Source organism: Ruegeria sp. CI1 (genome assembly GCF_056536925.1).
Window position 1 is genome coordinate 1 of record NZ_JBQFQP010000015.1, and the last position, 20,968, is coordinate 20,968.

General features: G+C 62.5%; 27 protein-coding genes, 3 tRNA genes and 1 pseudogene. 14 read left to right on the forward strand and 17 right to left on the reverse strand.

Annotated features, from left to right (window positions below):
* Positions 1-111, reverse strand: a pseudogene (locus tag ACR0LZ_RS16835) (IS3 family transposase); the annotation flags it as partial.
* Positions 112-272: 161 nt separating this feature from the next.
* Between ACR0LZ_RS16835 and ACR0LZ_RS16840 the strand changes: the two are divergent.
* The 3 genes from ACR0LZ_RS16840 to ACR0LZ_RS16850 all read left to right on the forward strand — a co-directional run bounded on the left by ACR0LZ_RS16840 (position 273) and on the right by ACR0LZ_RS16850 (position 1,958).
* A tRNA-Gly gene (locus ACR0LZ_RS16840) sits at positions 273-347 on the forward strand.
* A 24-nt stretch (positions 348-371) separates the two neighbouring features.
* A tRNA-Gly gene (locus tag ACR0LZ_RS16845) sits at positions 372-446 on the forward strand.
* A gap of 159 nt (positions 447-605) precedes the next feature.
* Positions 606-1,958, forward strand: a complete 1,353-nt coding sequence (locus tag ACR0LZ_RS16850; RefSeq protein ID WP_480751010.1) for an aminotransferase — start codon at positions 606-608, stop codon at positions 1,956-1,958.
* Positions 1,959-2,063: 105 nt separating this feature from the next.
* On the opposite strand, the gene ACR0LZ_RS16855 is transcribed toward ACR0LZ_RS16850, so the two are convergent.
* Positions 2,064-2,303, reverse strand: a complete 240-nt coding sequence (locus ACR0LZ_RS16855; RefSeq protein WP_480751011.1) for an Lrp/AsnC ligand binding domain-containing protein — start codon at positions 2,301-2,303, stop codon at positions 2,064-2,066.
* 160 nt (positions 2,304-2,463) lie between these two features.
* On the opposite strand from ACR0LZ_RS16855, the gene hisB reads away from it, so the two are divergent.
* Entirely contained in the window at positions 2,464-3,051 is a 588-nt protein-coding gene (gene hisB, locus ACR0LZ_RS16860; protein ID WP_480751012.1) for an imidazoleglycerol-phosphate dehydratase HisB, read from the forward strand.
* The gene (gene hisH / locus ACR0LZ_RS16865) at positions 3,052-3,690 is read left to right on the forward strand and encodes an imidazole glycerol phosphate synthase subunit HisH (RefSeq protein WP_480751014.1); all 639 of its coding nucleotides are present in this window, start codon (positions 3,052-3,054) and stop codon (positions 3,688-3,690) included.
* Positions 3,691-3,714: 24 nt separating this feature from the next.
* Here the strand turns inward: hisH and ACR0LZ_RS16870 are convergent, their stop codons facing one another.
* A complete protein-coding gene (locus ACR0LZ_RS16870; RefSeq protein ID WP_480751015.1) occupies positions 3,715-4,116 on the reverse strand; it encodes a DUF2147 domain-containing protein in 402 nt (133 codons plus the stop codon).
* 132 nt (positions 4,117-4,248) lie between these two features.
* Between ACR0LZ_RS16870 and hisA the strand changes: the two genes are divergently transcribed.
* Positions 4,249-4,968 carry a 1-(5-phosphoribosyl)-5-[(5-phosphoribosylamino)methylideneamino]imidazole-4-carboxamide isomerase gene (gene hisA / locus ACR0LZ_RS16875; RefSeq protein WP_480751016.1) on the forward strand — a complete coding sequence of 240 codons (720 nt, stop codon included), beginning with the start codon at positions 4,249-4,251 and terminating at the stop codon, positions 4,966-4,968.
* 1 nt (position 4,969) lies between these two features.
* Here the strand turns inward: hisA and ACR0LZ_RS16880 are convergent, their stop codons facing one another.
* Positions 4,970-5,413 carry a DUF302 domain-containing protein gene (locus ACR0LZ_RS16880; RefSeq protein WP_480751017.1) on the reverse strand — a complete coding sequence of 148 codons (444 nt, stop codon included), beginning with the start codon at positions 5,411-5,413 and terminating at the stop codon, positions 4,970-4,972.
* A 121-nt stretch (positions 5,414-5,534) separates the two neighbouring features.
* Between ACR0LZ_RS16880 and hisF the strand changes: the two genes are divergently transcribed.
* The 3 genes from hisF to ACR0LZ_RS16895 all read left to right on the forward strand — a co-directional run bounded on the left by hisF (position 5,535) and on the right by ACR0LZ_RS16895 (position 7,252).
* Positions 5,535-6,296 carry an imidazole glycerol phosphate synthase subunit HisF gene (hisF, locus tag ACR0LZ_RS16885; protein ID WP_480751019.1) on the forward strand — a complete coding sequence of 254 codons (762 nt, stop codon included), beginning with the start codon at positions 5,535-5,537 and terminating at the stop codon, positions 6,294-6,296.
* The gene (locus ACR0LZ_RS16890; protein WP_480751020.1) at positions 6,293-6,610 is read left to right on the forward strand and encodes a phosphoribosyl-ATP diphosphatase; all 318 of its coding nucleotides are present in this window, start codon (positions 6,293-6,295) and stop codon (positions 6,608-6,610) included. Before hisF ends, ACR0LZ_RS16890 begins: the two co-directional genes overlap by 4 nt.
* Positions 6,611-6,676: 66 nt before the next feature.
* Positions 6,677-7,252, forward strand: a complete 576-nt coding sequence (locus ACR0LZ_RS16895; protein ID WP_480751022.1) for a hypothetical protein — start codon at positions 6,677-6,679, stop codon at positions 7,250-7,252.
* Between the two features lie 9 nt (positions 7,253-7,261).
* On the opposite strand, the gene ACR0LZ_RS16900 is transcribed toward ACR0LZ_RS16895, so the two are convergent.
* The 4 genes from ACR0LZ_RS16900 to rlmB form a co-directional block, all read right to left on the reverse strand.
* The gene (locus tag ACR0LZ_RS16900; RefSeq protein WP_480751024.1) at positions 7,262-7,732 is read right to left on the reverse strand and encodes a CoA-binding protein; all 471 of its coding nucleotides are present in this window, start codon (positions 7,730-7,732) and stop codon (positions 7,262-7,264) included.
* Positions 7,733-7,931: 199 nt separating this feature from the next.
* Positions 7,932-8,378: a YHS domain-containing (seleno)protein gene (locus ACR0LZ_RS16905; protein ID WP_480751025.1), complete on the reverse strand. Its 447-nt coding sequence runs from the start codon at positions 8,376-8,378 to the stop codon at positions 7,932-7,934.
* 102 nt (positions 8,379-8,480) lie between these two features.
* Positions 8,481-8,765, reverse strand: coding sequence for a hypothetical protein (locus tag ACR0LZ_RS16910; protein WP_480751170.1), 285 nt, complete (start codon positions 8,763-8,765; stop codon positions 8,481-8,483).
* Between the two features lie 12 nt (positions 8,766-8,777).
* The gene (rlmB, locus tag ACR0LZ_RS16915; protein WP_480751027.1) at positions 8,778-9,551 is read right to left on the reverse strand and encodes a 23S rRNA (guanosine(2251)-2'-O)-methyltransferase RlmB; all 774 of its coding nucleotides are present in this window, start codon (positions 9,549-9,551) and stop codon (positions 8,778-8,780) included.
* Between the two features lie 116 nt (positions 9,552-9,667).
* On the opposite strand from rlmB, the gene ACR0LZ_RS16920 reads away from it, so the two are divergent.
* A tRNA-Tyr gene (locus tag ACR0LZ_RS16920) sits at positions 9,668-9,751 on the forward strand.
* Positions 9,752-10,041: 290 nt separating this feature from the next.
* Here the strand turns inward: ACR0LZ_RS16920 and ACR0LZ_RS16925 are convergent.
* From ACR0LZ_RS16925 to ACR0LZ_RS16945, 5 genes are all read right to left on the reverse strand, one after another.
* Positions 10,042-10,560, reverse strand: a complete 519-nt coding sequence (locus ACR0LZ_RS16925) for a DUF2478 domain-containing protein (protein ID WP_480751172.1) — start codon at positions 10,558-10,560, stop codon at positions 10,042-10,044.
* 73 nt (positions 10,561-10,633) lie between these two features.
* Positions 10,634-11,296: an NnrU family protein gene (locus tag ACR0LZ_RS16930; protein ID WP_480751029.1), complete on the reverse strand. Its 663-nt coding sequence runs from the start codon at positions 11,294-11,296 to the stop codon at positions 10,634-10,636.
* A gap of 108 nt (positions 11,297-11,404) precedes the next feature.
* Positions 11,405-13,471: an ABC transporter permease gene (locus ACR0LZ_RS16935; protein ID WP_480751030.1), complete on the reverse strand. Its 2,067-nt coding sequence runs from the start codon at positions 13,469-13,471 to the stop codon at positions 11,405-11,407.
* Positions 13,468-14,520 (reverse strand): quaternary amine ABC transporter ATP-binding protein, encoded by a 1,053-nt coding sequence (locus ACR0LZ_RS16940; protein ID WP_480751031.1) that lies wholly within the window; start codon positions 14,518-14,520, stop codon positions 13,468-13,470. Before ACR0LZ_RS16940 ends, ACR0LZ_RS16935 begins: the two co-directional genes overlap by 4 nt.
* Positions 14,521-14,529: 9 nt before the next feature.
* A complete protein-coding gene (locus ACR0LZ_RS16945) occupies positions 14,530-15,480 on the reverse strand; it encodes an ABC transporter substrate-binding protein (RefSeq protein ID WP_480751033.1) in 951 nt (316 codons plus the stop codon).
* 340 nt (positions 15,481-15,820) lie between these two features.
* Between ACR0LZ_RS16945 and ACR0LZ_RS16950 the strand changes: the two genes are divergently transcribed.
* Genes ACR0LZ_RS16950 through ACR0LZ_RS16960 form a run of 3 tightly spaced genes read left to right on the forward strand, consistent with a single transcriptional unit; the run spans position 15,821 to position 17,667 of the window.
* Positions 15,821-16,225 carry a PaaI family thioesterase gene (locus ACR0LZ_RS16950; protein ID WP_480751034.1) on the forward strand — a complete coding sequence of 135 codons (405 nt, stop codon included), beginning with the start codon at positions 15,821-15,823 and terminating at the stop codon, positions 16,223-16,225.
* Positions 16,226-16,281: 56 nt separating this feature from the next.
* On the forward strand, positions 16,282-16,944 hold the full coding sequence (locus ACR0LZ_RS16955) for a DNA-3-methyladenine glycosylase I (protein WP_480751035.1): 663 nt from the start codon (positions 16,282-16,284) through the stop codon (positions 16,942-16,944).
* A gap of 42 nt (positions 16,945-16,986) precedes the next feature.
* Positions 16,987-17,667: a hypothetical protein gene (locus ACR0LZ_RS16960; protein WP_480751174.1), complete on the forward strand. Its 681-nt coding sequence runs from the start codon at positions 16,987-16,989 to the stop codon at positions 17,665-17,667.
* Between the two features lie 4 nt (positions 17,668-17,671).
* On the opposite strand, the gene ACR0LZ_RS16965 is transcribed toward ACR0LZ_RS16960, so the two are convergent.
* Both ACR0LZ_RS16965 and ACR0LZ_RS16970 read right to left on the reverse strand, forming a co-directional pair.
* The gene (locus ACR0LZ_RS16965; RefSeq protein ID WP_480751037.1) at positions 17,672-18,007 is read right to left on the reverse strand and encodes a c-type cytochrome; all 336 of its coding nucleotides are present in this window, start codon (positions 18,005-18,007) and stop codon (positions 17,672-17,674) included.
* A gap of 70 nt (positions 18,008-18,077) precedes the next feature.
* A complete protein-coding gene (locus tag ACR0LZ_RS16970; RefSeq protein ID WP_480751039.1) occupies positions 18,078-18,479 on the reverse strand; it encodes a c-type cytochrome in 402 nt (133 codons plus the stop codon).
* Between the two features lie 102 nt (positions 18,480-18,581).
* On the opposite strand from ACR0LZ_RS16970, the gene ACR0LZ_RS16975 reads away from it, so the two are divergent.
* Entirely contained in the window at positions 18,582-19,019 is a 438-nt protein-coding gene (locus ACR0LZ_RS16975; protein ID WP_480751040.1) for a DMT family transporter, read from the forward strand.
* On the opposite strand, the gene ACR0LZ_RS16980 is transcribed toward ACR0LZ_RS16975, so the two are convergent.
* Together ACR0LZ_RS16980 and ACR0LZ_RS16985 are read right to left on the reverse strand one after the other, a co-directional pair.
* Entirely contained in the window at positions 19,003-19,689 is a 687-nt protein-coding gene (locus ACR0LZ_RS16980) for an ABC transporter ATP-binding protein (RefSeq protein ID WP_480751042.1), read from the reverse strand. The two genes, ACR0LZ_RS16975 and ACR0LZ_RS16980, sit on opposite strands and share 17 nt — an antisense overlap.
* Complete coding sequence (locus ACR0LZ_RS16985) at positions 19,682-20,968, reverse strand: ABC transporter permease (RefSeq protein ID WP_480751044.1); 1,287 nt, start codon at positions 20,966-20,968, stop codon at positions 19,682-19,684. Before ACR0LZ_RS16985 ends, ACR0LZ_RS16980 begins: the two co-directional genes overlap by 8 nt.

The following is a 20,968-nucleotide window of genomic DNA, read 5'->3' on the forward strand; positions in this document are numbered from 1 at the left end:
CTGCTTGTGCGGGACCTTCAGCCCCTCTCGCTTCCATAGACGTTCGATACGGCCATCGCTGACAGACCATCCAGCCTCTCTCAGCAACACCGCAACCCGGCGATAGCCGTAAGCCCTTCATCCATCGTCGGAACCTGCCATTCGATGCGGCCCGGCCGCCCCTCCGGCTAACCCGAACGCCTCCCTCCTGTTCGACACTTTTTTTCTGTCATATGCGTTTTTCCTCTTGCAGCTTCCGGTCAGAATTTATACTTCACGCCTCACTCAACGGGGCGGGCGTAGCTCAGGGGTAGAGCATAACCTTGCCAAGGTTAGGGTCGGGCGTTCGAATCGCCTCGCCCGCTCCAACGAGGAACCGAGAGTATCTGATTGCGGGCGTAGCTCAGGGGTAGAGCATAACCTTGCCAAGGTTAGGGTCGGGCGTTCGAATCGCCTCGCCCGCTCCAGATACGCAAAGAGGCCGCCCACGGGGCGGCTTTTTGCGTTTTGGCGGGCAATTCTGTCGCGGCGGAAATTTGATCAAAAATTTTGACGCGGGCCGCCAGACAAGGCAAAGCTTGGCGCAGCTGAATCGCCGCCACGCGGCAAACCAAAGGTATCTCGCCATGGCCCCTGTCATTTATCCCACCACCAACCTTGCCGCCACCGAACAGCTGGTGCTGGATCGCGGCAAGGGCATCTATGTCTACGACACCGCCGGCAAGGAGTATATCGAGGGCCTGGCCGGTCTGTGGTGCACCTCGCTGGGCTATGACAATGCCGAGGTGATCCAGGCAATCACCGATCAGCTGAACCGGCTGCCCTTTTCCCACACCTTTGGCGGCAAGACCCATGAACCGGTCATGCAGCTTGCCGAAAAGCTCAAGGCGATGGTGCCGGTCGAGGATGCCTATTTCTTTTTCGGCAATTCCGGCTCGGACGCCAACGACACCCACTACAAGATGCTGCGCTATTACTTCAACGCCATCGGCAAGCCGGAAAAGCGCAAGATCATCACACGTGAGCGCGGCTATCACGGGGTTACCGTCGCCGCCGGTTCGATGACGTCGCTGCCCGCCAACCTTGCGCATTTCGACGCTCCCGTCGAGGCGCTGCACATCCTGCGCTCGGACGCGCCGCATTATTACACCGGGCGTCAGGGCAACGAGACCGAGGCGCAGTTCGTCGACCGTATCATCGACAACCTGGAACAACAGATCCTGGCCGAAGGCGCCGACACCATCGCGGCAATGATTGTCGAACCGATCACCGGCGCCTCGGGTGTGATCGTGCCGCCCGAAGGCTATTACGAAAAGCTTCAGGCGCTGCTGCGCAAGCACGGCATTCTGATCTGGGCCGACGAGGTCATTTGCGGCTTTGGCCGCACGGGCGCCGATTTCGGCTGCACCACCATGGGGATCAAACCCGACCTGATGACCTTTGCCAAGCAGCTCAGCTCGGCCTATTTCCCGATCTCCGCGTCGGTCATTCCGGGCTGGATGTACGAAAAGATGGTGGCACCTTCGGCGGCGGTCGGCGTGTTCGGCCATGGCTATACCTATTCCGGGCATCCGGTGGCCTGCGCGGCGGCGCTCAAGACACTCGAAATCTACGAGCGCGACAAGATCTTCGACCATGCCGCCGACGTGGGCGCTTACTTGCAGGACCAGTTGCGCGCGATCTTCACCGATCACCCGCTGGTGGGCGAAGTGCGCGGCAAGGGGTTGATCGCGGCGCTGGAACTGGTGTCGAACAAGACCACCGGCGCAACCATAGACAAGGGCGCAGGCGGGGCCACCGTGCAGCGGCTGGCGCAGGAAAACGGTTTGCTGATCCGCGCCGTTGCAGGCAATGCCGCCGCCCTCTGCCCGCCATTGATCATCACCAGGACCGAAGTGGATGAGATGCTGCGCCGCCTCAAAACGGCCGTTGATGCCGCTTATGCCGAATTGAAGGACAAAGGGTTGCTTGCCGCCTGAGCGCCACGATCCCCTGATTGGGATTGCGGCACCCGCCTCGCCGCCTTGGTGGCGAGGCGCTGTTTTCCGCGACCAAAAGCCGTTGAACCGCCAGCCGAACCGGGTTCAGAACGCCTTGAAGGTCATCGTCGTCAACGACCGTTCGATGCCCGGAATCACCAGCAGGTGTTCGTTGATGTAATGACCCACATCCTGACCTTCCGGGATATAAAGCTTCATCAGAAGATCGTATTCGCCACTGGTGGAATAAAGCTCGGAGTGAATCTCGCGCAGGGCGATGTCTTCGGCCACTTTATAGGTGGTTCCGGGCTTGCAGCGGATCTGGATGAAAACACAGGTGGTCATGGCAGGGCCTATTTCTTGATTTTGCAACAGGCTGGCATGGGGGCGAACCGGGTGCAATCCCCTGTTTTTCGCGCAACACATCGCCGCGCCCGGTCGATGCGGGCTGGAAATCGAACCGGTGACCCGCCTATAAGCGCGCGGTAGCAAAAGGAATACGCCCATGCGTCGCGCCACGATCAGCCGCAAGACCGCCGAGACCGACATAACGGTCGAGATCAATCTCGACGGGACCGGAGCCTATGACAACCAGACCGGCGTCGGCTTTTTCGATCACATGCTGGATCAGCTGTCGCGCCACTCGCTCATCGACATGACAATTCGCGCCAGCGGTGACTATCACATCGACGACCACCACACGGTCGAAGATACGGGCATCGCGTTGGGTCAGGCCCTGACCGCTGCCTTGGGCGACAAGAAAGGCATCCGCCGCTATGGCGAATGCCATCTTCCGATGGACGACGCGCAGGTGCGCTGTGCGCTGGACCTGTCGGGGCGGCCCTTTCTGGTCTGGAATGTCGATCTGCCGACGCAAAAGATCGGCAGCTTCGACACCGAACTGGTGCGCGAATTCTTTCAGGCCCTCAGCACCCATGGCGGCATCACGCTGCACGTCGATCAGTTGCACGGGCTGAACAGCCACCACATCGCCGAGGCCGCCTTCAAGGCCGTCGCCCGCGCCCTGCGCATGGGCGTCGAGACCGACCCGCGCAAGGCCGACGCGATCCCCTCCACCAAGGGCGCGCTGTAGATGCTGACCGCCATCATCGACTACGAGTCGGGCAACCTGCATTCCGCCGAAAAGGCATTTCAGCGCATGGCGCGCGATATGGGTGCCGGTCAGGTCGTAGTGACCTCCGAAGCCGAGGTCGTCGCCCGCGCCGACCGGCTGGTGCTGCCCGGCGACGGCGCCTTTCCCGCCTGCGCCGCCGAGTTGCGCGGTCACAAGGGCATCTATGACGCCATGGTCGAAGCGGTCGAGAAGAAAGGCCGCCCATTTCTGGGCATTTGCGTCGGCATGCAACTGATGGCGACCAAGGGCCACGAATATGAGGAAACGCCGGGGTTGGGATGGGTCGCCGGGGATGTCGTCAGGATCGAGCCCGCCGACAAGTCGCTCAAGGTTCCGCACATGGGCTGGAACGATCTGGTGATCGAGCACGACCACCCGGTCTTTGCCGGCGTGACCTCGGGCGATCATACCTATTTCGTGCATTCCTATCAGTTCCACGTCGACGACCCGGCGCAGCGGCTGGCCCATGTCGACTATGGCGGCCCGGTCACGGCCGTGATCGGCCGCGATACCATGGTGGGTATGCAGTTTCACCCCGAGAAAAGTCAGGATGTGGGCCTGCGCATGATCGGGAATTTCCTGACCTGGGCCCCTTAGGGAACACAGGTCAGGCCAGCAGGATCATTCGATCCTGGTCCAGGTCTGCCCCCGGCAGATCAGCCCGCCTGCGACGCAGCCCTTGACCGTCAGGTCATTGCCTTCAAGAGTCATTTTCGAGTTATACGTCTTGTCCCGGTCCGGCGCCCAGATCTTGCCGCCGCCATAACTGCCGTCGCCATCCGCAACCATGTCCCAGATGATCTGTTTGCCCAGATTCTCATAGTCCAGTTCCTCATTGCCGTCGGCATCGAACGCATTGTCGATGGTCCCGCAAACAGCGCTGCCGCAGGGGCCGATCGTGACATGCAGATACCCGCCGGAATCCCCCGGCTGGGTCTTCCACAGACCGTCTACCGGGTCGTCCGCCCATGCGCCGGTTGCCAAAACGGCAAGGCCCGCCGCCGCGATTGCAAATTTCATCATTCAAACCTCCGTGTTTTGCCCTCAGTCTCGCCTGCCCGCCCCAATCCGGCAAGATTGACTTTGCGTCGCGTTGCATCCCCTGCCCGGCCTGTGCCATATGCCGCGCAGATTTCAGCAAAAGGCCGCCCGATCATGATCCTCTATCCTGCCATCGACCTCAAAGACGGTCAGGCCGTGCGCCTGCTGCGCGGCGAAATGGACAAAGCCACCGTGTTCAACGACGATCCCGCCGCACAGGCCCGCGCCTTTGTCGATGCGGGGTGCGAATGGCTGCATCTGGTCGATCTGAACGGCGCATTTGCAGGCGAGCCGGTGAACGCCACCCCGGTCGAGGCGATTCTCAAGGCCTGTGACGTACCCGCGCAGCTGGGTGGCGGCATCCGTGACATGGCCACCATCGAAACCTGGCTCGACAAGGGGCTGGCGCGGGTCATTCTGGGCACTGTAGCGGTTGAAAACCCCGACCTGGTGCGCGACGCCGCCAGGGCCTTCCCCGGTCACGTCGCCGTCGGCATAGACGCGCGCAATGGCATGGTCGCCACCAAGGGCTGGGCCGAAGAGACCGACGTACAGGTCACCGATCTCGCGCGCAGCTTCGAAGACGCAGGCGTCGCCGCCATCATCTATACCGACATCAACCGCGACGGGGCGATGCAAGGTCCCAATATCGAAGCCACCGCCGCCCTCGCCCGCGCCGTGTCGATCCCGGTGATTGCCAGCGGCGGCGTCAGTTCTATCGCTGACCTCATCGCCCTGCGCGATTGCGGCGCCGGGCTGAACGGCGCGATCTCTGGCCGCGCGCTCTATGACGGGGCCCTCGATCTTGCCGAAGCGATCCGGGTGCTCAAGTAACCTAATTCGCCGCCGCTCCGGTCAGTTTTCCCAAGGCACCCTGCATCTTGCCCACGACCGGGGCATCGGCGGGAATATCCAGATCCTCCAGCATCTCGGCTGGGTCTTCATAAACCAGCCAGACCTGCCCGTCAGCGTCCGAATAGGCCAGCACCTTGAGCGGCAGGAACAATCCCGCGCGCGGGTCGGCCTGCATCGCCGGGGTTCCCAGCTTGGGATTGCCAAAGATCAAAAGCTGTGCCTCGCCCAGTTCCATATCGACCTTCCTGGCCCCTGCCGCGTGATCGACACGGGCGAAAACTGTTGCCCCGGCATTGCCGACCGCCGCTTCCAGAGCATCCATCGCCTCGCTCACCGATTTGTCGGTTTTGACCTTGACCAGATCGCCGGCAATCGCAGCCGCACCCGCAAACACCATCAAGGTCGCATAGAAAAGAACGCGCATATCAAATCTCCCTTTTTTGACCATTCTACCCAAATCTCCCCGACTGCGGCGTTTCATCCAGTCACAACTCTGGCATCGGCAGGGCTTTGCCGCTAGGACAACGGCAACAACAGGATCGCCCATGCTCAAGACCCGTATCATCCCCTGTCTCGATGTCGCCGATGGCCGCGTGGTCAAGGGCGTGAATTTCGTGGGCCTGCGCGACGCGGGCGATCCGGTGGAATCGGCCAAGGCTTATGACGCCGCCGGGGCCGACGAGATCTGTTTCCTCGACATCCACGCCACTCACGAAAACCGCGGCACCATGTTCGACGTGGTCCAGCGCACCGCCGAGCAATGCTTTGTTCCACTGACCGTGGGCGGAGGCGTGCGCACCAGGGACGACGTGCGCGCCCTGCTGCTGGCCGGCGCCGACAAGGTCAGCTTCAACTCCGCCGCCGTGGCCAACCCCGACGTGGTGGCCGAGGCCGCCGACCAGTTCGGCAGCCAGTGCATCGTGGTCGCCATCGACGCCAAGACCGCCAGCCCCGGCAAATGGGAGATCTTTACCCATGGCGGACGCAGGCCCACCGGCATCGACGCGATAGAGTTCGCCCGAACCGTGGTCGCCAAGGGCGCGGGCGAGATCCTGCTGACCTCGATGGATCGCGACGGCACCAAGGCGGGTTTCAACCTCCCGCTGACCCGCGCCATTTCCGACGCGGTCGACGTGCCGGTGATTGCCTCGGGCGGTGTCGGCAATCTGGATCATCTGGTCGAAGGCGTGACCAGGGGCGGCGCCAGCGCGGTGTTGGCGGCCTCGATCTTTCACTTCGGCGAATACACCATTCAAGAGGCCAAACAACACATGGCCGCCGCCGGTATCCCGATGAGGCTGACATGAGCATCCTGCACGACCTCGCCGCCACCATCGACGCCCGCAAGAAAGCCGACCCCGAGTCGAGCTGGACCGCAAAACTGCTCGCCAAAGGCCCCGAGAAATGCGCCGAGAAATTCGGCGAAGAAGCCGTCGAAGCAATCATCGAGGCCGTGAAGGGCGACGCCGAAAAACTGACCGCCGAGGCGGCGGATGTTCTTTATCACCTGCTGGTCATGCTGGCCGCGTGCGACGTGCCGCTGGATGCCGTGCTTGACGAACTGGCGCGGCGGCAGGGGATCAGCGGCATCGCCGAAAAGGCCGCGCGACCCGGCAATTGAAACCTTGCCAACCCCGGTTTACCCTTGATCCGATTGCACACTCACAAAATCCCGAGGAAACAGGGAATGCTGAAATGCGTTTTGTCCATCTTCGCGGCTCTGTCTCTGGCTGTTCTTGCAGGCTGCGCCCCGGCGCCCTCTGCCACCCAGCAGGACGTTGACGAACTGGCGCGACAACTCAAAAGCCTTGGCCCCGAGGTCGATCCGGCCGAGGCCGAACGGGCGGCGCGCATCGCCTATTTCTATCCCAAACAACTGGCCGAGGAATACCAGATCACCGACCCGCCGCTGGTGCACAATGCCAAGGTCAACCACGGCTTGCGCCCGCGCGGTCTGTGCTGGCATTGGGCCGAAGACATGGAAAAACGCCTCAATCAGGAAAACTTCCGCACCCTGACGCTGCACCGGGCGATTTCCGACCCGGAAAACCCGTTCCTGATCGACCACAGCACCGCCATCATCTCGAAACGCGGGGACGACATGTATGACGGCGTCGTACTGGATCCGTGGCGGTACGGCGGCACTCTGTTCTGGGCGCCGACGCTTGAAGATACGCGATATGACTGGCGCCCCCGCATGGAAGTGCTGATCGACAAGACCCAGCGCAAGCAGGCCAAGCTTGATCAGGAATTCAACGAATAGACGCGGCGTTTACAGTTTTGATGAGATGATGCCGGTGGCAAAGCCGCCCATGCGCAGTTCACCGAACAGGCGCTGATACTCGATCTTGGGACACCGGTTCATCACCACGTCGATGCCACGCGCCTGCGCCTTTTCCGCAGCCTCGGCATTCTCGACCCCGATCTGCATCCAGATGGTTCTTAGCCCCGGAAAGAAATCCAGCGCCTCATCGACGATGGGCGGCACAGCTTCGGAGCGGCGAAAGATATCTACCGTGTCCACCGGCTCGGTAATATCCGACAGCGAACCCCGCACCGTTTGCCCGAACAGCTTTTCGCCCGCATGGCCCGGATTGACCGGGATCACCCGAAATCCTTTCAGCCCAAGATAGCGCGCGACGTAATAACTGGGCCGCACCGGATTCATCGACACCCCCACCACGGCGATGACCTTGGTGCGTTGCAGAATCGTTTTGAGATAGGCGTCGGAATACTCTGGCATGTGGGCACATTATCCAGCACCGCAGAAAGAAAAAAGCGCCCAAGTTAACCTTGGGCGCCAGTTATGGAACGAGGGACAGTGAAATGACCCGCGGCAGTTCCAGTCCGCGGTCACTGTGACATTTAGGTCCTATCTCAGAGAAAAAAAGGGGCGCGCCCAAAAATGTGATGACAAGCCCGACTCAGCGAAGAATCACCATTCATCCCTGCAGCAGAGCAGGCCAGTTCTGTTCTGCCAGCGCGATATTCCCGGCAATATCCTGTTCCCAGATCTTTTCCACTTTCGGCGAATGAATCAGGTACAGCTTGTCATCCACGATACGCCAGGCTCTGGGATCGGATTCCAAAAGATGCCCACGCGACACCGCATAGGCGCAATAGCCGCCGAATTGCGGCGCAAAAGCGCGCGGGTTGGCCTCGAACATTTCTCGATGCTCCATCGAGGCAAAGCGCCACTCGGCCCCTTTCCACATCACCGAAATATCGGCCTGTCCCCTCATCGGAGCTTGCGACCGGAAATACGAAACGGCGTCAAACCCACTGACCGCCATTCCTTGGTCTGCATAGTACAAGGGGGAATTTGCCCACGCGGTTCTGGCTGCAAAAACTCCTGCCATGCCCACCACGAATTCTCGTCGCGAAATCATCAATTCTCTGCCTTAATATTCAAACTATAAAATGCATCAAACACATGCGTTTCGAAACCCCATCTGACGGTGATGTGATCGGCCTGTGTTCCAAAAAACCCGTCAATCGAAGATATCTTCGATCACATCCCAGACTTCATCCATCACCTTGGCGATCTTCCGCCGTCGTGATCCGATCTTTTTTCGTTTTTTGCGCATGTGATTCGGCATGAAACCCCGTTCCTTCTGGCCGCTTGGCTTCACGTGTTCCTTGCGCAGCATCTTTAGTGCATGCAGGGGCGCACCACAGCTCGCACAGCTCAACTCGTGGCGTTCGCGCCCGCGCAACACCAGCGCCGCACGGGTGCCGCAGTAGCAACAAGTTGCGATTTTGGCCGGTCCCGGAATTGGTGCCTCCTGTCAGACATGTCTGGAGGCATATAAGGCGATCGCCGCCGCATTCGAGACGTTGAGAGAGCCAAATCCGCCCGCCGCGTCAATCTTGACCAGCCGGTCCACTGTTTCCTTGGTCTTTTGCCTCAGTCCCGGCCCCTCAGCCCCAAGCACCAGCGCCACCGGATGGTCGCGCCGTCCCGCCAGCGCCTCTTCGATGGTCACATCCGCCTCGCCATCCAGCCCCAGCACATAAAATCCCATCCCCTGCAGTTCGACGATTGTGTCGGCCAGGTTGCGCACGCGCAGATAGGGCTGGCGCTCCAGCGCACCGCTGGCGGTTTTTGCCAATGCACCGGTTTCGGGCGCGGAATGGTGGCGTGTGCCGATCACCGCGCTGGCCCCCAGAACTTCGGCCGATCGCAGAATCGCCCCGACATTGTGCGGGTCCGTCACCCGGTCCAGCAGGATCACACGCGGGTGTTCGGCGCCTATACAGTTCTCGTCCAGCCCGCCCCATTCCAGCGGCTTGACCTCCAGCGCGGCGCCCTGATGCACCGATCCGGGATCGATTGGCGCGCTGAATTTGCGCGGGTCCACTTGCTCGGGAGAAATTCCTGCGAATTCAATGGCCTCGGCCAGCTTGTCCTGTGCATTCCGGGTCACGATAAGGCGCAGTTTCTGCCGTTTCGGGTTCATCAACGCATCGCGAACAGCGTGCAGTCCGAACAGCCAGACGGTCTCTGATGCCGCCGCTTTGCGGGCCTGTTCCTTTTCAATCACCCACTTGGGTTTCTTCATCTTACCGGCCTCCGGGCCATGAGTTCGGTTTCCTGCGCCAAAGCGGAATTTTCCTGTTGACGCTCCTTTGCCGCGCTAGTAATCACGCCTCCACGTCAGGTGCAACGCCTGACAGTGGGCGACAGGCCGCAAGGTGTGGCAGGGGACTGTAACTCCCTCGCGGAGACGCACGCCTGGTTCGATTCCAGGGTCGCCCACCACTTCTCCTTGAATTCAAATCCTTGCAACACGATCTTAAAGTGGAACATCGCCATCTGTCCGCATGCCGGCCGACGCAGCAGAGCGATGCCTCCGGATCTGGCTGAGCTGTTCAGGGGGCGATCAAAAGTCTGGAATGGCTGATTGATCACGGGCCGAATGTCAAAGTGCCTGAGGGAAAGCCCGCCCGGTTTCCCGCACTCACCCGCTCCCCTTTTCCTAAGACAAGAAAGCGGAACAAGGGCGCAGCGATACCAGACAGGTTTTCAATGCTTTACGAACACCGAACCGCTCAGGCGGCCGAGCGTTCCGCGATCACTGCCGCGATCCAATCCTCGATCTCGTCCAGATCGGCGGCCAGCTTGCGGGCCGCGTCGCCGGCAAATTCAAGGAACTTGTCCTCGTTCAGCCCGTTGACCCCGACCAGAACCGGGATGTCGCGCGCCAGCGCCTCGCCGATCACCGGACGGAACCCGCGGCCGTCGGATTCGTGCTTGCCGAACTTGTTCACGATCATCAGCTGCGGGCTGTTGTCCAGCGACGCGGTCACGTCGCCCACAGCCTGTTCCAGCGCCGCCGGGTCCAGCCGACAGCCCCGCGCCATAGACCCCAGCGATTGCGAGATTCGGATGGTCGCGCCGTCGGGCAGCACCTGAAGGTCCATGTCGCATTTGCTGCTGTCGTAGCATTCGGTGTTGGTCTGCACGACACCGGCCAGGGCATAGCCGCTTGCCTTCAGACGGTCGGCGGCCGCGCTCAGCAGGCGGTCGGTCGCGCCCCGGTCGGTGGTGGTGATATAGGCCAGATGCATGGTCATGGCTCCTGAACTTCGGTTGTTGGATAAGCAGATAGCACGCGCATCGGGTTTCGACCACTCCTGTTGATTATGGCAGCGGCGACAGCCCGATCACGGGCGCGTGCAGGTGAAGGATCGCGGCATAGGCCACGGCGGCAGCCAGCCACACCCAAGGGCGCGGCCAGGGAATTGGGCGGCGCAGCGACAGACGGGCGGTATTGCGGGCAAGCTCGCGCCACTCCGGCACCTCGCGCGCCCTGCGCCGGTCGATCAGCGCCATGCCCAGCCATGCGAAACCCGCGAACAGGCCGAACAGGATCACATGAGCCAGACTGCCATTGGCGATCAGATGCGCCAGCGCCCAAAGCAGCAGCGCCAGCAGGACCGGATGGCGGGTGACCGCCAGAATACCGGGTCGTTCGGGATCAAAGGGCGTGCGCCCCAGCCCTCCGAAAGAAAACGGGTTCCGGATCGACATCCCCGCAATCGCCAGCCAGCAGACGACGGGCATGGTCAACACCGGCACCCAGCGCAAGACCGGCCAGGGCGGGATCACTTCGACATACGGCGCGCGCCCGGCTGCCACGATCAGCCAGGCCAGCACTGCCAGCGAGAACAGGGAATAGGCGGTAAAATAACCGGCCCGGCCCAGCCGGTCGATCAGCCACGGGCGCACCGGCGGGCGCACCGGCACCACATGGCTTGCCAGAAACACCCCCAACGCCAACAGAAACTCGCCCCAGCCGCTCATGCCTTGCTCCGGTCTTGTGAACTGGGATGTAAAGGGGCCGAGTGGTTTGGTCTTTGTCCGAAGTCAAGTCGGCGGCGGGATGGCACAGGTGCCGCCCCGCCGCAATTGTCAAAGACCCAGCGCCTTGCGCTTTTCCTCGGCAAAGCCCTGCACCATGCGGTCGGCGATCAGCGCCAGAATGGCCATCGCGGCACCCGCGGAAATGCCAAGCCCGACATCCGCCTGCCCCAGCGCCAGATAGATCGACTGGCCCAGACCGGTGGTCCCGATCAGCGCTGCGATCACCAGCATGGCAAAGGCGTAAAGGATGGTCTGGTTCAGCCCCAGCAGGATGGTCGGCGCCGCATAAGGCGCGCGCACGTCGCGCATGATCTGCCACTCGGTCGCACCGCTGGAAATCGCCGCCTCCATCATCTCGTCCGGCGTATTGACCAGCCCGTGCCGCGTGTACCGGATCATCGGTACGATCGCATAGGCGCAGATCGCCAGAAAGGCCGAGAACTCGCCGATCTGGAACACCATCAGCACCGGGATCAGGAACACGAACAGCGGGATGGTCTGCAGCATGTCGCAGATCGGCCGCACGATTTTCCACACCGGCTCCCACACCGCGCTGGCCAGCCCGATCAACCCGCCGACAACCGCGCAGGAAAACACCGCCGCACCGCTGAGATACAGCGACAGCAGCGCCCGCTCCCACAGGCCCGAAACAAGGATCGTGCACAACAGACCGACCGACAGCGCCGCCAACCGCCAGCCGCCCGCCACGTATCCAAGCGCCGCCGCACCGGTCAGCACGAAAGGCCATGGCAGGTTGGCAATGCCGGTCTCCAGCATCCCTATCGCGATCAGAACGGTCAGCCCGCCGGTAATCCGGCCCTGCCACGCCATCACGACGGCAATCGCGGCCCCGGCGGCAAACAGGCCATAGCTCATCGCGGGCGTCCACATGAAGCCCCAGGTAAAAGGCAACACCGCTTGATCCAGACCGATGCGCAGAGGCAACAGAACATAGAACATCGAGTTGTTCTTGAGCCCGTCCAGCCACCCGGCATTCGCCTGCGTGAACTGCGTCAGCCCCCTGTCCACCGCTTCCGCCGCCGGGTCCAGCAGCGTCAGGTCGGACGGGTTCGGCAACCGCGCCCAAAATGCCAGCGTAAAGACCACCGCAAACCCCAGCACCGCCCAGACCACGCGCGTGTCATACCGCTTGCGTTCGGTCGCCAGAACGCCGCTCATCCGGTCGATCACCACCGCAAAGACCACGATCACCAGACCGGCCAGCAGCGACTCGCCGAACTGCGCCTTGCGCATGGTCAGCAGAACTTCCCAACCGATATCGTTGAAGCCACCGATAACGGCGGCGATGATCACCATCGACAGCGCCGCCATCAGGCACTGGTTCACTCCGACCATGATCTGGGTGGCGGCCGACGGAATCTCGACCTGGAAAAGCTGTTGAAACCGGCTTCCGCCCGACATGATGGCGGCTTCCTTCACCTCATGCTCGACCCGTTCCAGCCCCAACAGCACGTTGCGCGCCATCGGCGGCGCGGCATAGATCGCCGAAGCGATCAGGCCAACCACCGGGCCAAAGCCAAAAAGCAGCAAAAGCGGCGTCAGATAGGCAAAGGTCGGCACCGTCTGCATGATATCCAGTACCGCCTGAACGAATGCCTTCACGCGCGGCACCTCATTGGCAAGAATGCCAATCGCACCGCCCATGATCAGCGCCACCGGCACCGACACGGCGACCAGCGCCAGCGTGTTCATGCTCTCGGCCCAGTACCCCGAGGCCAGAACGAAACTCAGCCCCAGAAAGCCCAGCGCCGCCATCGGCAACCCGCCCAGATACCAGCCCAGCGCGGTGACGATGCCGATCACGATAGGCCAGGGTGTGCCGCTAAGCACGAAGTTGGCCCAGTTCATCGGATAGGCCATCACGTCCGAAAACAGCCGCGCCGCCGGTTTGATCCCGTTCAGGAACCACGCCAGGAACGATCCGACCCAATCGGTCGCCGGGATGACCCATGCCGCCGGCCATTTCACCAGCCAGGGGGCCACCGGCTCCAGCGCCAGACACAGCGCGCCCACGATCACCGTGATCAGCGCCGCCTGCGCGCCTGCCGTCAGGCGCATGGCGCGGGCGGATGCGATATCGGCAACCGCGCTCATGCCTCGTCCACCTGCAAGGCAGCGGCCAGATCGGATGGGTGAACCGTGCCGACGACCGTGCCCGATGCGTCGCGCACCGGCACCGGCTGATACAGCTGCATGCAGCGCGCCAGCGCCGTGTCCAGCGTCATCGCCGTGGTCAGTCCGGGATCGTCCGGCCCGTATTCGCCCTCGCCCGCATGCAGAACCGAGGCCACCTTGGCATGCTGCCCCTTGGCCACATCCTTGGAAAACTCGCGCACATAGTCGTCCACCGGGCGCAGCACGATATCGGACGGCGTGCCGATCTGCACGATCTTGCCATCGCGCATGATTGCGATCCGGTCCGCCAGCTTCAGCGCCTCGGCAATGTCGTGGGTGATGAAGACGATGGATTTCTTCAACGTCGCCTGGATGCGCAGAAACTCGTCCTGCAACTGCCGCCGGATCAGCGGATCAAGCGCCGAGAACGGCTCGTCCAGAAACCAGATATCGGGGTTCACCGCCAGCGACCGGGCGATACCCACGCGCTGCCGCTGCCCACCCGACAATTGGCGCGGGAAACTGTCCTCGCGCCCGTCAAGGCCCACCAGCGAAATGACCTCCTGCGCCCGCGCACGGCGCTCCTTCTTGCCAACACCCTGCACCCGCAGCGGATAGGCCACGTTTTCTGCCACGGTCATGTGCGGGAACAGGCCGAAATGCTGGAACACCATGCCCAGCGTCTTGCGGCGCAATTCGGTCAGGCGCTTTTTCGTCGCACCGACGACATTGTCGCCTTCGATCCGGATTTCTCCGCCGGTTCCGGGCAGCAGTTGCGAGATACAGCGGATCAGTGTCGACTTGCCCGACCCCGACAGCCCCATGATGACAAAAAGCTCGCCCTCCTTGACGTCGAAATTGGCGTCCTGCACGGCGGGGATGTATCCCTTTGCGCGCAGATCACCGGCGGCCTTGTCGGCATCTCCCCCTGACCGAGACAGCGCGTCGGTCAGGGCTTTTTCCGCACCGGGGCCAAAGACCTGCCAGAGGTTCCGGCAGGCAATGGCTGGCGTTTTGGCGTCAGTCACCTATGGGACTCACTTGGTTGCGGCGTCGACAACCGGACGCCACTTGCCCTCGTTCTCGGCCATCCATGCGGCCACGACGTCTTCGACCGCGCCGCCATCGACATCGATCGCGCCCATCATCGGCTGCTGGTCCTCGACCGCCAGTTGATAGTTGGTCAGGATCTCATAGGCGGCGGGCCATTTGTCGGCCATGCCGTTCCAGCCGGCCTTGAAGATGCGCGAGGGTGAAAAATCGCAATCGTTGACCGCGTCGGGGTTCGGACCCCATGCCGGATCGTTGAAACACGCCTCTTCACCCGGCGGCAGGTCGACGAATTTCACGTCATAGGCCGACATTGCCCAATGCGGCTGCCAGAAGGTGATCAGCAGCGGCGACTTGCGCTCGGTCGAGGCGCGCAATTCGGCGATCAGCGCCCCTTCGGAACCCGCCGGAACCGCCTTGAACGGCAGGGCAAGACCGGTCATGCGGTCCGCGCCCGGCGTGCCCCAGTCAGCCGGATAATCGACCAGACGGCCCGATGGCAGCGTTTCGGCAGTGGCGAACATCTGCGCGCAGTCGGCCAGCGCTTCCCACGCCGGCAGACCGGGGCACAACTCGCCCACATGCGCCGGATAAGCGATGCCTTCCTTTGCGGCCAGGCCCAGATCGCCGATCTCGACAACGGATCCCTCGTCGATCTTCTTGGCATATTCGTCCGACACGTTGGACGACCAGATTTCCAGCGTTGCGTGAATGTCGCCATCCGCCAACGCCTGGAACTGGTTCATCATGCCCGCGGTGACATATTCCACATTGTACCCGGCGGCTTTCAGCATCTCGCCGGCGACATGCGTGGTGACGTGCTGACCGGTCCACTCGTTGATCGCCAGCTTGATCGGCTCGTCCACCGCGCCCATGTCGGCGGCATAGGCCGACCCTGCAACAGTTGCGGCAACAAGGCCGAGGCTCAGTTTCTTCATCATTTCTCTCCCAGTTGGCAAATCGGCCCTCTCGCGACCGTTCATATTCCAAGGTCTCATATTGCCGACAACTCTCGGCGCACTGCAATATGGAAACCCGGAAAAGTTCAAACCCCATCGCGCCAAAGACGACCACGCCCCGGCACCGTTTCCTCCACTCCATTCCGGACCTGCACCCCGGTCTGGTCTCTCCATGATCCTAGTCTTGCCGGTTATTGATTGACCAGTCAATCACGAATCTCACCTTCCCGTGATCCCGGCACCCCAAGATCCGCTCGGACAGCAGTTCTTGGCAGCGCTCCTGCGCCCCGATAAGCTCCCCGCAACGGCGGAGGTACATATGACACCAGAACAAGCGCATGATTTCCTCACGGAAAATTTCGCATCCTGGGTCAAGGCGCTGAATCTGACCTTTCTCGAAACCGAACCCGACCGCGTCATCACCCGCATGCCACTGACATCGGACCTTGCCCGCGTCGGCGGCATTGTCTCGGGTCAGGCGCTGGCCGCGCTGGCGGATACCACGATGGTATTCGCCGCCATCGCCCATTCGGGCCAGGTCAAACCCTACGCCACCACCGACCTGCACACCCAGTTCCTGCGGCCCGGCGTCGGCTCCGCCATCCTCTGCCGCGCGCAGGTCGTGCGCGCCGGACGCGCCCTGGTCTTCGCCCGCGCCGACATGACCGAAGAAGACAGCGGCAAGGCGGTCGCCACCGCCACCGCGACCTTCTTTGCGCCCTGATTTCCGCTTGCCAAGGCAAAGCGAAAGGAACCACTCTGACGCAGGAGGATGCCGACATGCGCCATTTCGACGAGATATTTCAACTCGCCGCCGACCGGCACGGCGGCCCGGATGCGCTGAACGAAAAACTGGTCAAACCCAAATCGGCTGCCGAGCTGGCCGCCTTGCCCGAGGACAGGTGGCTGTCGACCATCACCAAATGCGTGTTTCAGGCCGGGTTCAACTGGAAGGTCATCGAAGCCAAATGGGACGGGTTCGAAACCGCGTTCGACGGCTTCGACGTGGGCCGCTGCGCCTTCATGGACGATGAAAAATTCGACGCGCTGCTGCAGGATACCCGCATCGTGCGCAACGGCACCAAGATCGCCACGGTTCGCGACAACGCCGCCTTTCTGATGGAGCTTCGTGAACAGGGCGGCGCGGGCACGGTTCTGGGCGGCTGGCCCTCGACCGACTATGTCGGGCTGCTCGCCATGCTGGGCAAACGCGGCTCGCGTCTGGGCGGCGCCACCGCGCAATATGCCATGCGTTTTGCCGGGCGCGACAGTTTCATCCTGTCCCGTGATGTTACCGCCCGACTGGTGGCCGAAGGCGTGGTCGACAAGACGCCCACCTCGAAAAAGGCGCTGGCCGCGACGCAGGACGCGTTCAACAAATGGATGGATCAATCCGGCCGGTCACTGACCGAAATCAGCCGGGTTCTGGCCATGAGCCTGTGAAAACGTCTTGCGGCAGACCGAATGCGGGCTACTCTCGAAATCATGGTTTTACGCGCGTTTCTTGTCCTTCTTCTGTTTGCCGCCTGCGGTCGCCCCCTGACCGACACCGAACGCGACTTTGCCGCCCGTGTTCATGGCGAAAGCCTCAACCTCGACCGTGTGCGCCTGGTCGAAGGCGCGCCAGTGGCGGCGGTGACCTTCCGGCGCAACCAGCGCCCGCGCGTGACCTGCCGCGAACGCATCCTGCCGCCCCTCAAGGAAGAGATCGTAACCAGCAAACCCGCCGCCGTGGCCCTGTTCAACAAGGTCTATTTTACCCGTGACTGGTACCTTGACGATTACATGAGCGAATATCCCGACAGCCTCAACCTGGTGGCCGCCATGCTGCTGGCCCATGAACTGACCCATGTCTGGCAATGGCAGAACCGCCGCGAAACCGGATATCACCCGCTGCGTGCGGCCGCGGAACATGGTGGGGATGACGATCCTTACCTGTTCGACCTCGACGGGCCTGCCGATTTCCTCAGCTACGGGTTCGAACAGCAAGGCGCGATCATCGAGGAATATGTCTGCTGCCGCGCCCTCGCACCCGGGGCACAGCGCACCAAACGCCTGCACGCCATGCTCAGCCAGTCGATGCAGGTGGCCGATCTGCCGCAATCGCGCGAAACCGACGTGGTCATTCCGTGGAGCGGCGCGGAAATTCAGGGCATCTGCGACTGATCGTTCAGCCGCTGACCTGAATGCTTTCCAGATAGGCCAGCAAGGCGGCCAACGGGCGCGGCGTGGGCGTCAGCACCCCATTCACTTCGACCGGCACCAGCTCTCCCTCCAGCAGCCCGCCGAATTCCGGCATGATGTCGGGCGACACCCTGCCACGCCCGTAACCATCGATCTGCGACATCACCTCGGCGCGCGGGAACGTCCCGCCATTGCGCTCCGCAATCCGCGTCAGATCGGGCGCGACCTGGCCTTCGGCCAGTGTCCCGCCCCGCCCGTCGTAATCGTGGCAGGCCGTGCAGTTGGCGGCAAAAATCGCCTCGCCCTCGGACGGCGTCGGCATCCTTGGCTCCGGTGTGCAGGCGGCCAGAATCAAAACCCCTGCCAATCCAATGCCCGTGATACGCATGCTCTTAGCTACCCTGCAGTGTTTTCAGATACTCGACCAGATCGGCAATCGGCTCGCTGGTCAGGATCGGCTGCCCGGCAGGCGTCTTGATCGCCACGTCATTACCCTCGAAATAGGGGCCGTAAACCGGCATCGGGCTGCCGTGGCTGACCAGCGGGTCGCGCCCGTCGATGCGGCGCACCACGCGCTCGGTCGGAAACTCGCCGTCCGCGCCCTGCAAGGCGGTCAGGTCTACCGGCTGGATGATCAGCACCCCGGCCATTGGCCCGTGCCCCGTCGCCTCGATGCCGTGACAGGTGGCGCAATGGTGGCGATAGATTTCGGCCCCGCGTTCGGCATCCTGCGCCGCGACAGGCGCCGCCAGGGCAATACCTGCGGCCATTGCATATCCAAGAACTGTCCTCATCGATCCGTCTCCACATCTGATCTGCGCAATTGCAGGCTTGCCCACAACCGGGAGTATCACAATGATCCAGATCAACGATTTACGGGCAGAAGGGATTCGGGCATGACACAATACGCAGCAATCATGTTGGCCGCAGGGATCGGTATCCCGATCCTCGCCGCACTGAACGCCGCTTTGGGCAAGCTGATCGGCTCGCCAACCGCTGCCGCGGTCGTTCTTTTTGCCGTGGCCCTTGGCGCCTCGGCGCTGGTCATGCTGCTGTTCCCCGGCCCGCAGGCGCTGGCCAAGGTCGCCTCCAGCCCCAAACACCTGCTGCTTGGCGGCCTGCTGGTGGCCTTCTACGTGCTGTCCATCACCCATGTCGCGCCGCATTTCGGCGTCGGCAATGCGGTGTTCTTCGTGCTGCTCGGGCAATTGCTCAGCACCGCCGCCATCGATCACTATGGCCTGTTCGGCGCACAGGTCACCCCACTGACCCTGATGCGCGCTGGCGGTATCGCGGTCATGGCCATTGGCGTTGCGATCACTCAGCTGGCCTGAGAACGCCCGCCTCCAGCCGCACGACGCGATCCATCCGTGCGGCCAGGTCCATGTTGTGCGTCGCGATCAGCGCGGACAACCCATTGCCGCGCACCAGATCCATCAGCGCGTCGAACACCTGATCCGAGGTCTCGGGGTCCAGGTTGCCCGTCGGCTCGTCCGCCAGCAACACCCGCGGCGCATTCGCCAGCGCGCGGCAAAAGGCCACCCGCTGCTGCTCGCCCCCGGACAAAGCTGCCGGGCGATGCCCCGCACGCCCCGCCACGCCGACGCGCCCCAGCAGATCCATCGCCCGCGCCTCAGCCTCCTTTTCGGACACGCCGTTTGCCAGCTGCGGCAAGGTGATGTTTTCCAGGGCCGTGAACTCGGGCAGCAGATGGTGGAACTGATAGACGAACCCGACATCCCGCCGCCGGATCGCCGTGCGCGTCCGGTCGCCCTTGCCGCTGGCCGCCTGGCCCGCGACCTCGACCGTCCCGGTGTCCGGCGTATCGAGCAGCCCGGCAATATGCAAAAGCGTCGACTTGCCCGCCCCCGACGGCGCCACCAGCGCCACCGCCTCGCCCGCGCGCAACTCCAGATCGGCACCGCGCAGAACCTGCACCTCACCCGGCGTGCCCTGCAGATAAGTCTTGGTCAGGCCGTCCAGCCGCAAAGTCACGTCATTCATAGCGCAACGCCTCGACCGGATTCAGCCGCGCCGCACGGCGGGCCGGGAAATAGGTGACGAAAAACGACAGCCCCAGCGACAGCCCCACCGCCTTGAGTACATCCCCCAGATGCAACTCGGCCGGCAGCGCGTATATCCCCCGGATCGCCGGGTCCCAGACCCCGCCGCCCATCGCGAAGTTCACAAAGGAAAAGATCGGATCGATATACAGCGCGAACAGGCACCCCAGGATCACTCCCATCGCGGTGCCGATCATCCCCGTGAACGCCCCGCAGATGAAAAACACCCGCAGCACCGAACCCTCGCTCAACCCGATGGTGCGCAGGATGCCGATATCGCGCCCCTTGTTCTTGACCAGCATGATCAGGCCCGACACGATATTCATCGCCGCGATCAGCACCAGGATCGACAGGATGATGAACATAACGTTGTCCTCAACCTCCAAAGCCCGCAGAAACCCGCCCGAGGAATCCTTCCACGTCCAGATCTGCATCCGCTCTCCGGCAGCATCATAGAGCGGCAGGATCATCGGATCCAACTCTTCCGGGGCTTCGACCATTACTTCAATTTCATCCGCCAACTCTTCGCGGTTAAAGAATTTTTGTGCCTCACCAAATGGCAGATAGGCCCGCGTCCGGTCTATGTCATACCGCCCCGCCGAAAACACATAGACAACCTCATAGGCGTTCACACGAGGCGACACCCCGAACGCCGTCCTGACCCCGTTGGGCGAGGTCAGCTTGACCCGGTCGCCAACCGTTGCACCGATGGCGCGTGCCACGCCCGAGCCGATGGCGATGCCTTCATCGAACCGGGCAAGATCGCCATACGCATCCTCACTTTGTGCAATCCCCGGCAGCTTCAGCAGGTCATCCTTGCGAATGCCGAATATCTGCACACCCGAACTTGCCTCGCGATTGGTAATCAGCACTTCACCCTTGACCAGCGGCGCCGCGCTGACGACGCCCGGAACCTGCGCCACCCGCTGCGCAATCGCGTCAAACTCCTTGATCGTCCGGTCCACCCGCCCCTGCGCATCGATCTCGCCTGCGCTGTACAGGGTGACATGCGCGTTCGCCCCCAGAATGGTACCGACGAACTCCGACCGGAACCCCGACCGAACCGCCAGCGTCGCAATCAGCGCGAACACCGCCAGCGTGATGCCGATCAACGAGATCCAGGTCATCACGCTGACCCCGCCCTCGGCCCGCCGGGCGCGCAGATACCGCCAGGCGATCTTCCATTCGAATGGCGCAAAAGGAGGTGGGGTGCCGGTCAT

Coding starts and splice junctions, on each gene's coding strand:
- ACR0LZ_RS16950 (WP_480751034.1), top strand. CDS start 15,821: ATGACACCAGAACAAGCGCATGATTTCCTCACGGAAAATTTCGCATCC.
- ACR0LZ_RS16960 (WP_480751174.1), top strand. CDS start 16,987: ATGGTTTTACGCGCGTTTCTTGTCCTTCTTCTGTTTGCCGCCTGCGGT.
- ACR0LZ_RS16850 (WP_480751010.1), top strand. CDS start 606: ATGGCCCCTGTCATTTATCCCACCACCAACCTTGCCGCCACCGAACAG.
- ACR0LZ_RS16895 (WP_480751022.1), top strand. CDS start 6,677: ATGCTGAAATGCGTTTTGTCCATCTTCGCGGCTCTGTCTCTGGCTGTT.
- ACR0LZ_RS16980 (WP_480751042.1), bottom strand. CDS start 19,689: ATGAATGACGTGACTTTGCGGCTGGACGGCCTGACCAAGACTTATCTG.
- ACR0LZ_RS16955 (WP_480751035.1), top strand. CDS start 16,282: ATGCGCCATTTCGACGAGATATTTCAACTCGCCGCCGACCGGCACGGC.
- hisH (WP_480751014.1), top strand. CDS start 3,052: ATGCTGACCGCCATCATCGACTACGAGTCGGGCAACCTGCATTCCGCC.
- hisF (WP_480751019.1), top strand. CDS start 5,535: ATGCTCAAGACCCGTATCATCCCCTGTCTCGATGTCGCCGATGGCCGC.
- rlmB (WP_480751027.1), bottom strand. CDS start 9,551: ATGAAGAAACCCAAGTGGGTGATTGAAAAGGAACAGGCCCGCAAAGCG.
- ACR0LZ_RS16855 (WP_480751011.1), bottom strand. CDS start 2,303: ATGACCACCTGTGTTTTCATCCAGATCCGCTGCAAGCCCGGAACCACC.
- ACR0LZ_RS16890 (WP_480751020.1), top strand. CDS start 6,293: ATGAGCATCCTGCACGACCTCGCCGCCACCATCGACGCCCGCAAGAAA.
- hisB (WP_480751012.1), top strand. CDS start 2,464: ATGCGTCGCGCCACGATCAGCCGCAAGACCGCCGAGACCGACATAACG.
- ACR0LZ_RS16935 (WP_480751030.1), bottom strand. CDS start 13,471: ATGAGCGCGGTTGCCGATATCGCATCCGCCCGCGCCATGCGCCTGACG.
- hisA (WP_480751016.1), top strand. CDS start 4,249: ATGATCCTCTATCCTGCCATCGACCTCAAAGACGGTCAGGCCGTGCGC.
- ACR0LZ_RS16880 (WP_480751017.1), bottom strand. CDS start 5,413: ATGCGCGTTCTTTTCTATGCGACCTTGATGGTGTTTGCGGGTGCGGCT.
- ACR0LZ_RS16985 (WP_480751044.1), bottom strand. CDS start 20,968: ATGACCGGCACCCCACCTCCTTTTGCGCCATTCGAATGGAAGATCGCC.
- ACR0LZ_RS16945 (WP_480751033.1), bottom strand. CDS start 15,480: ATGAAGAAACTGAGCCTCGGCCTTGTTGCCGCAACTGTTGCAGGGTCG.
- ACR0LZ_RS16970 (WP_480751039.1), bottom strand. CDS start 18,479: ATGAGGACAGTTCTTGGATATGCAATGGCCGCAGGTATTGCCCTGGCG.
- ACR0LZ_RS16930 (WP_480751029.1), bottom strand. CDS start 11,296: ATGAGCGGCTGGGGCGAGTTTCTGTTGGCGTTGGGGGTGTTTCTGGCA.
- ACR0LZ_RS16900 (WP_480751024.1), bottom strand. CDS start 7,732: ATGCCAGAGTATTCCGACGCCTATCTCAAAACGATTCTGCAACGCACC.
- ACR0LZ_RS16975 (WP_480751040.1), top strand. CDS start 18,582: ATGACACAATACGCAGCAATCATGTTGGCCGCAGGGATCGGTATCCCG.
- ACR0LZ_RS16925 (WP_480751172.1), bottom strand. CDS start 10,560: ATGCATCTGGCCTATATCACCACCACCGACCGGGGCGCGACCGACCGC.
- ACR0LZ_RS16905 (WP_480751025.1), bottom strand. CDS start 8,378: ATGATTTCGCGACGAGAATTCGTGGTGGGCATGGCAGGAGTTTTTGCA.
- ACR0LZ_RS16965 (WP_480751037.1), bottom strand. CDS start 18,007: ATGCCGACGCCGTCCGAGGGCGAGGCGATTTTTGCCGCCAACTGCACG.
- ACR0LZ_RS16870 (WP_480751015.1), bottom strand. CDS start 4,116: ATGATGAAATTTGCAATCGCGGCGGCGGGCCTTGCCGTTTTGGCAACC.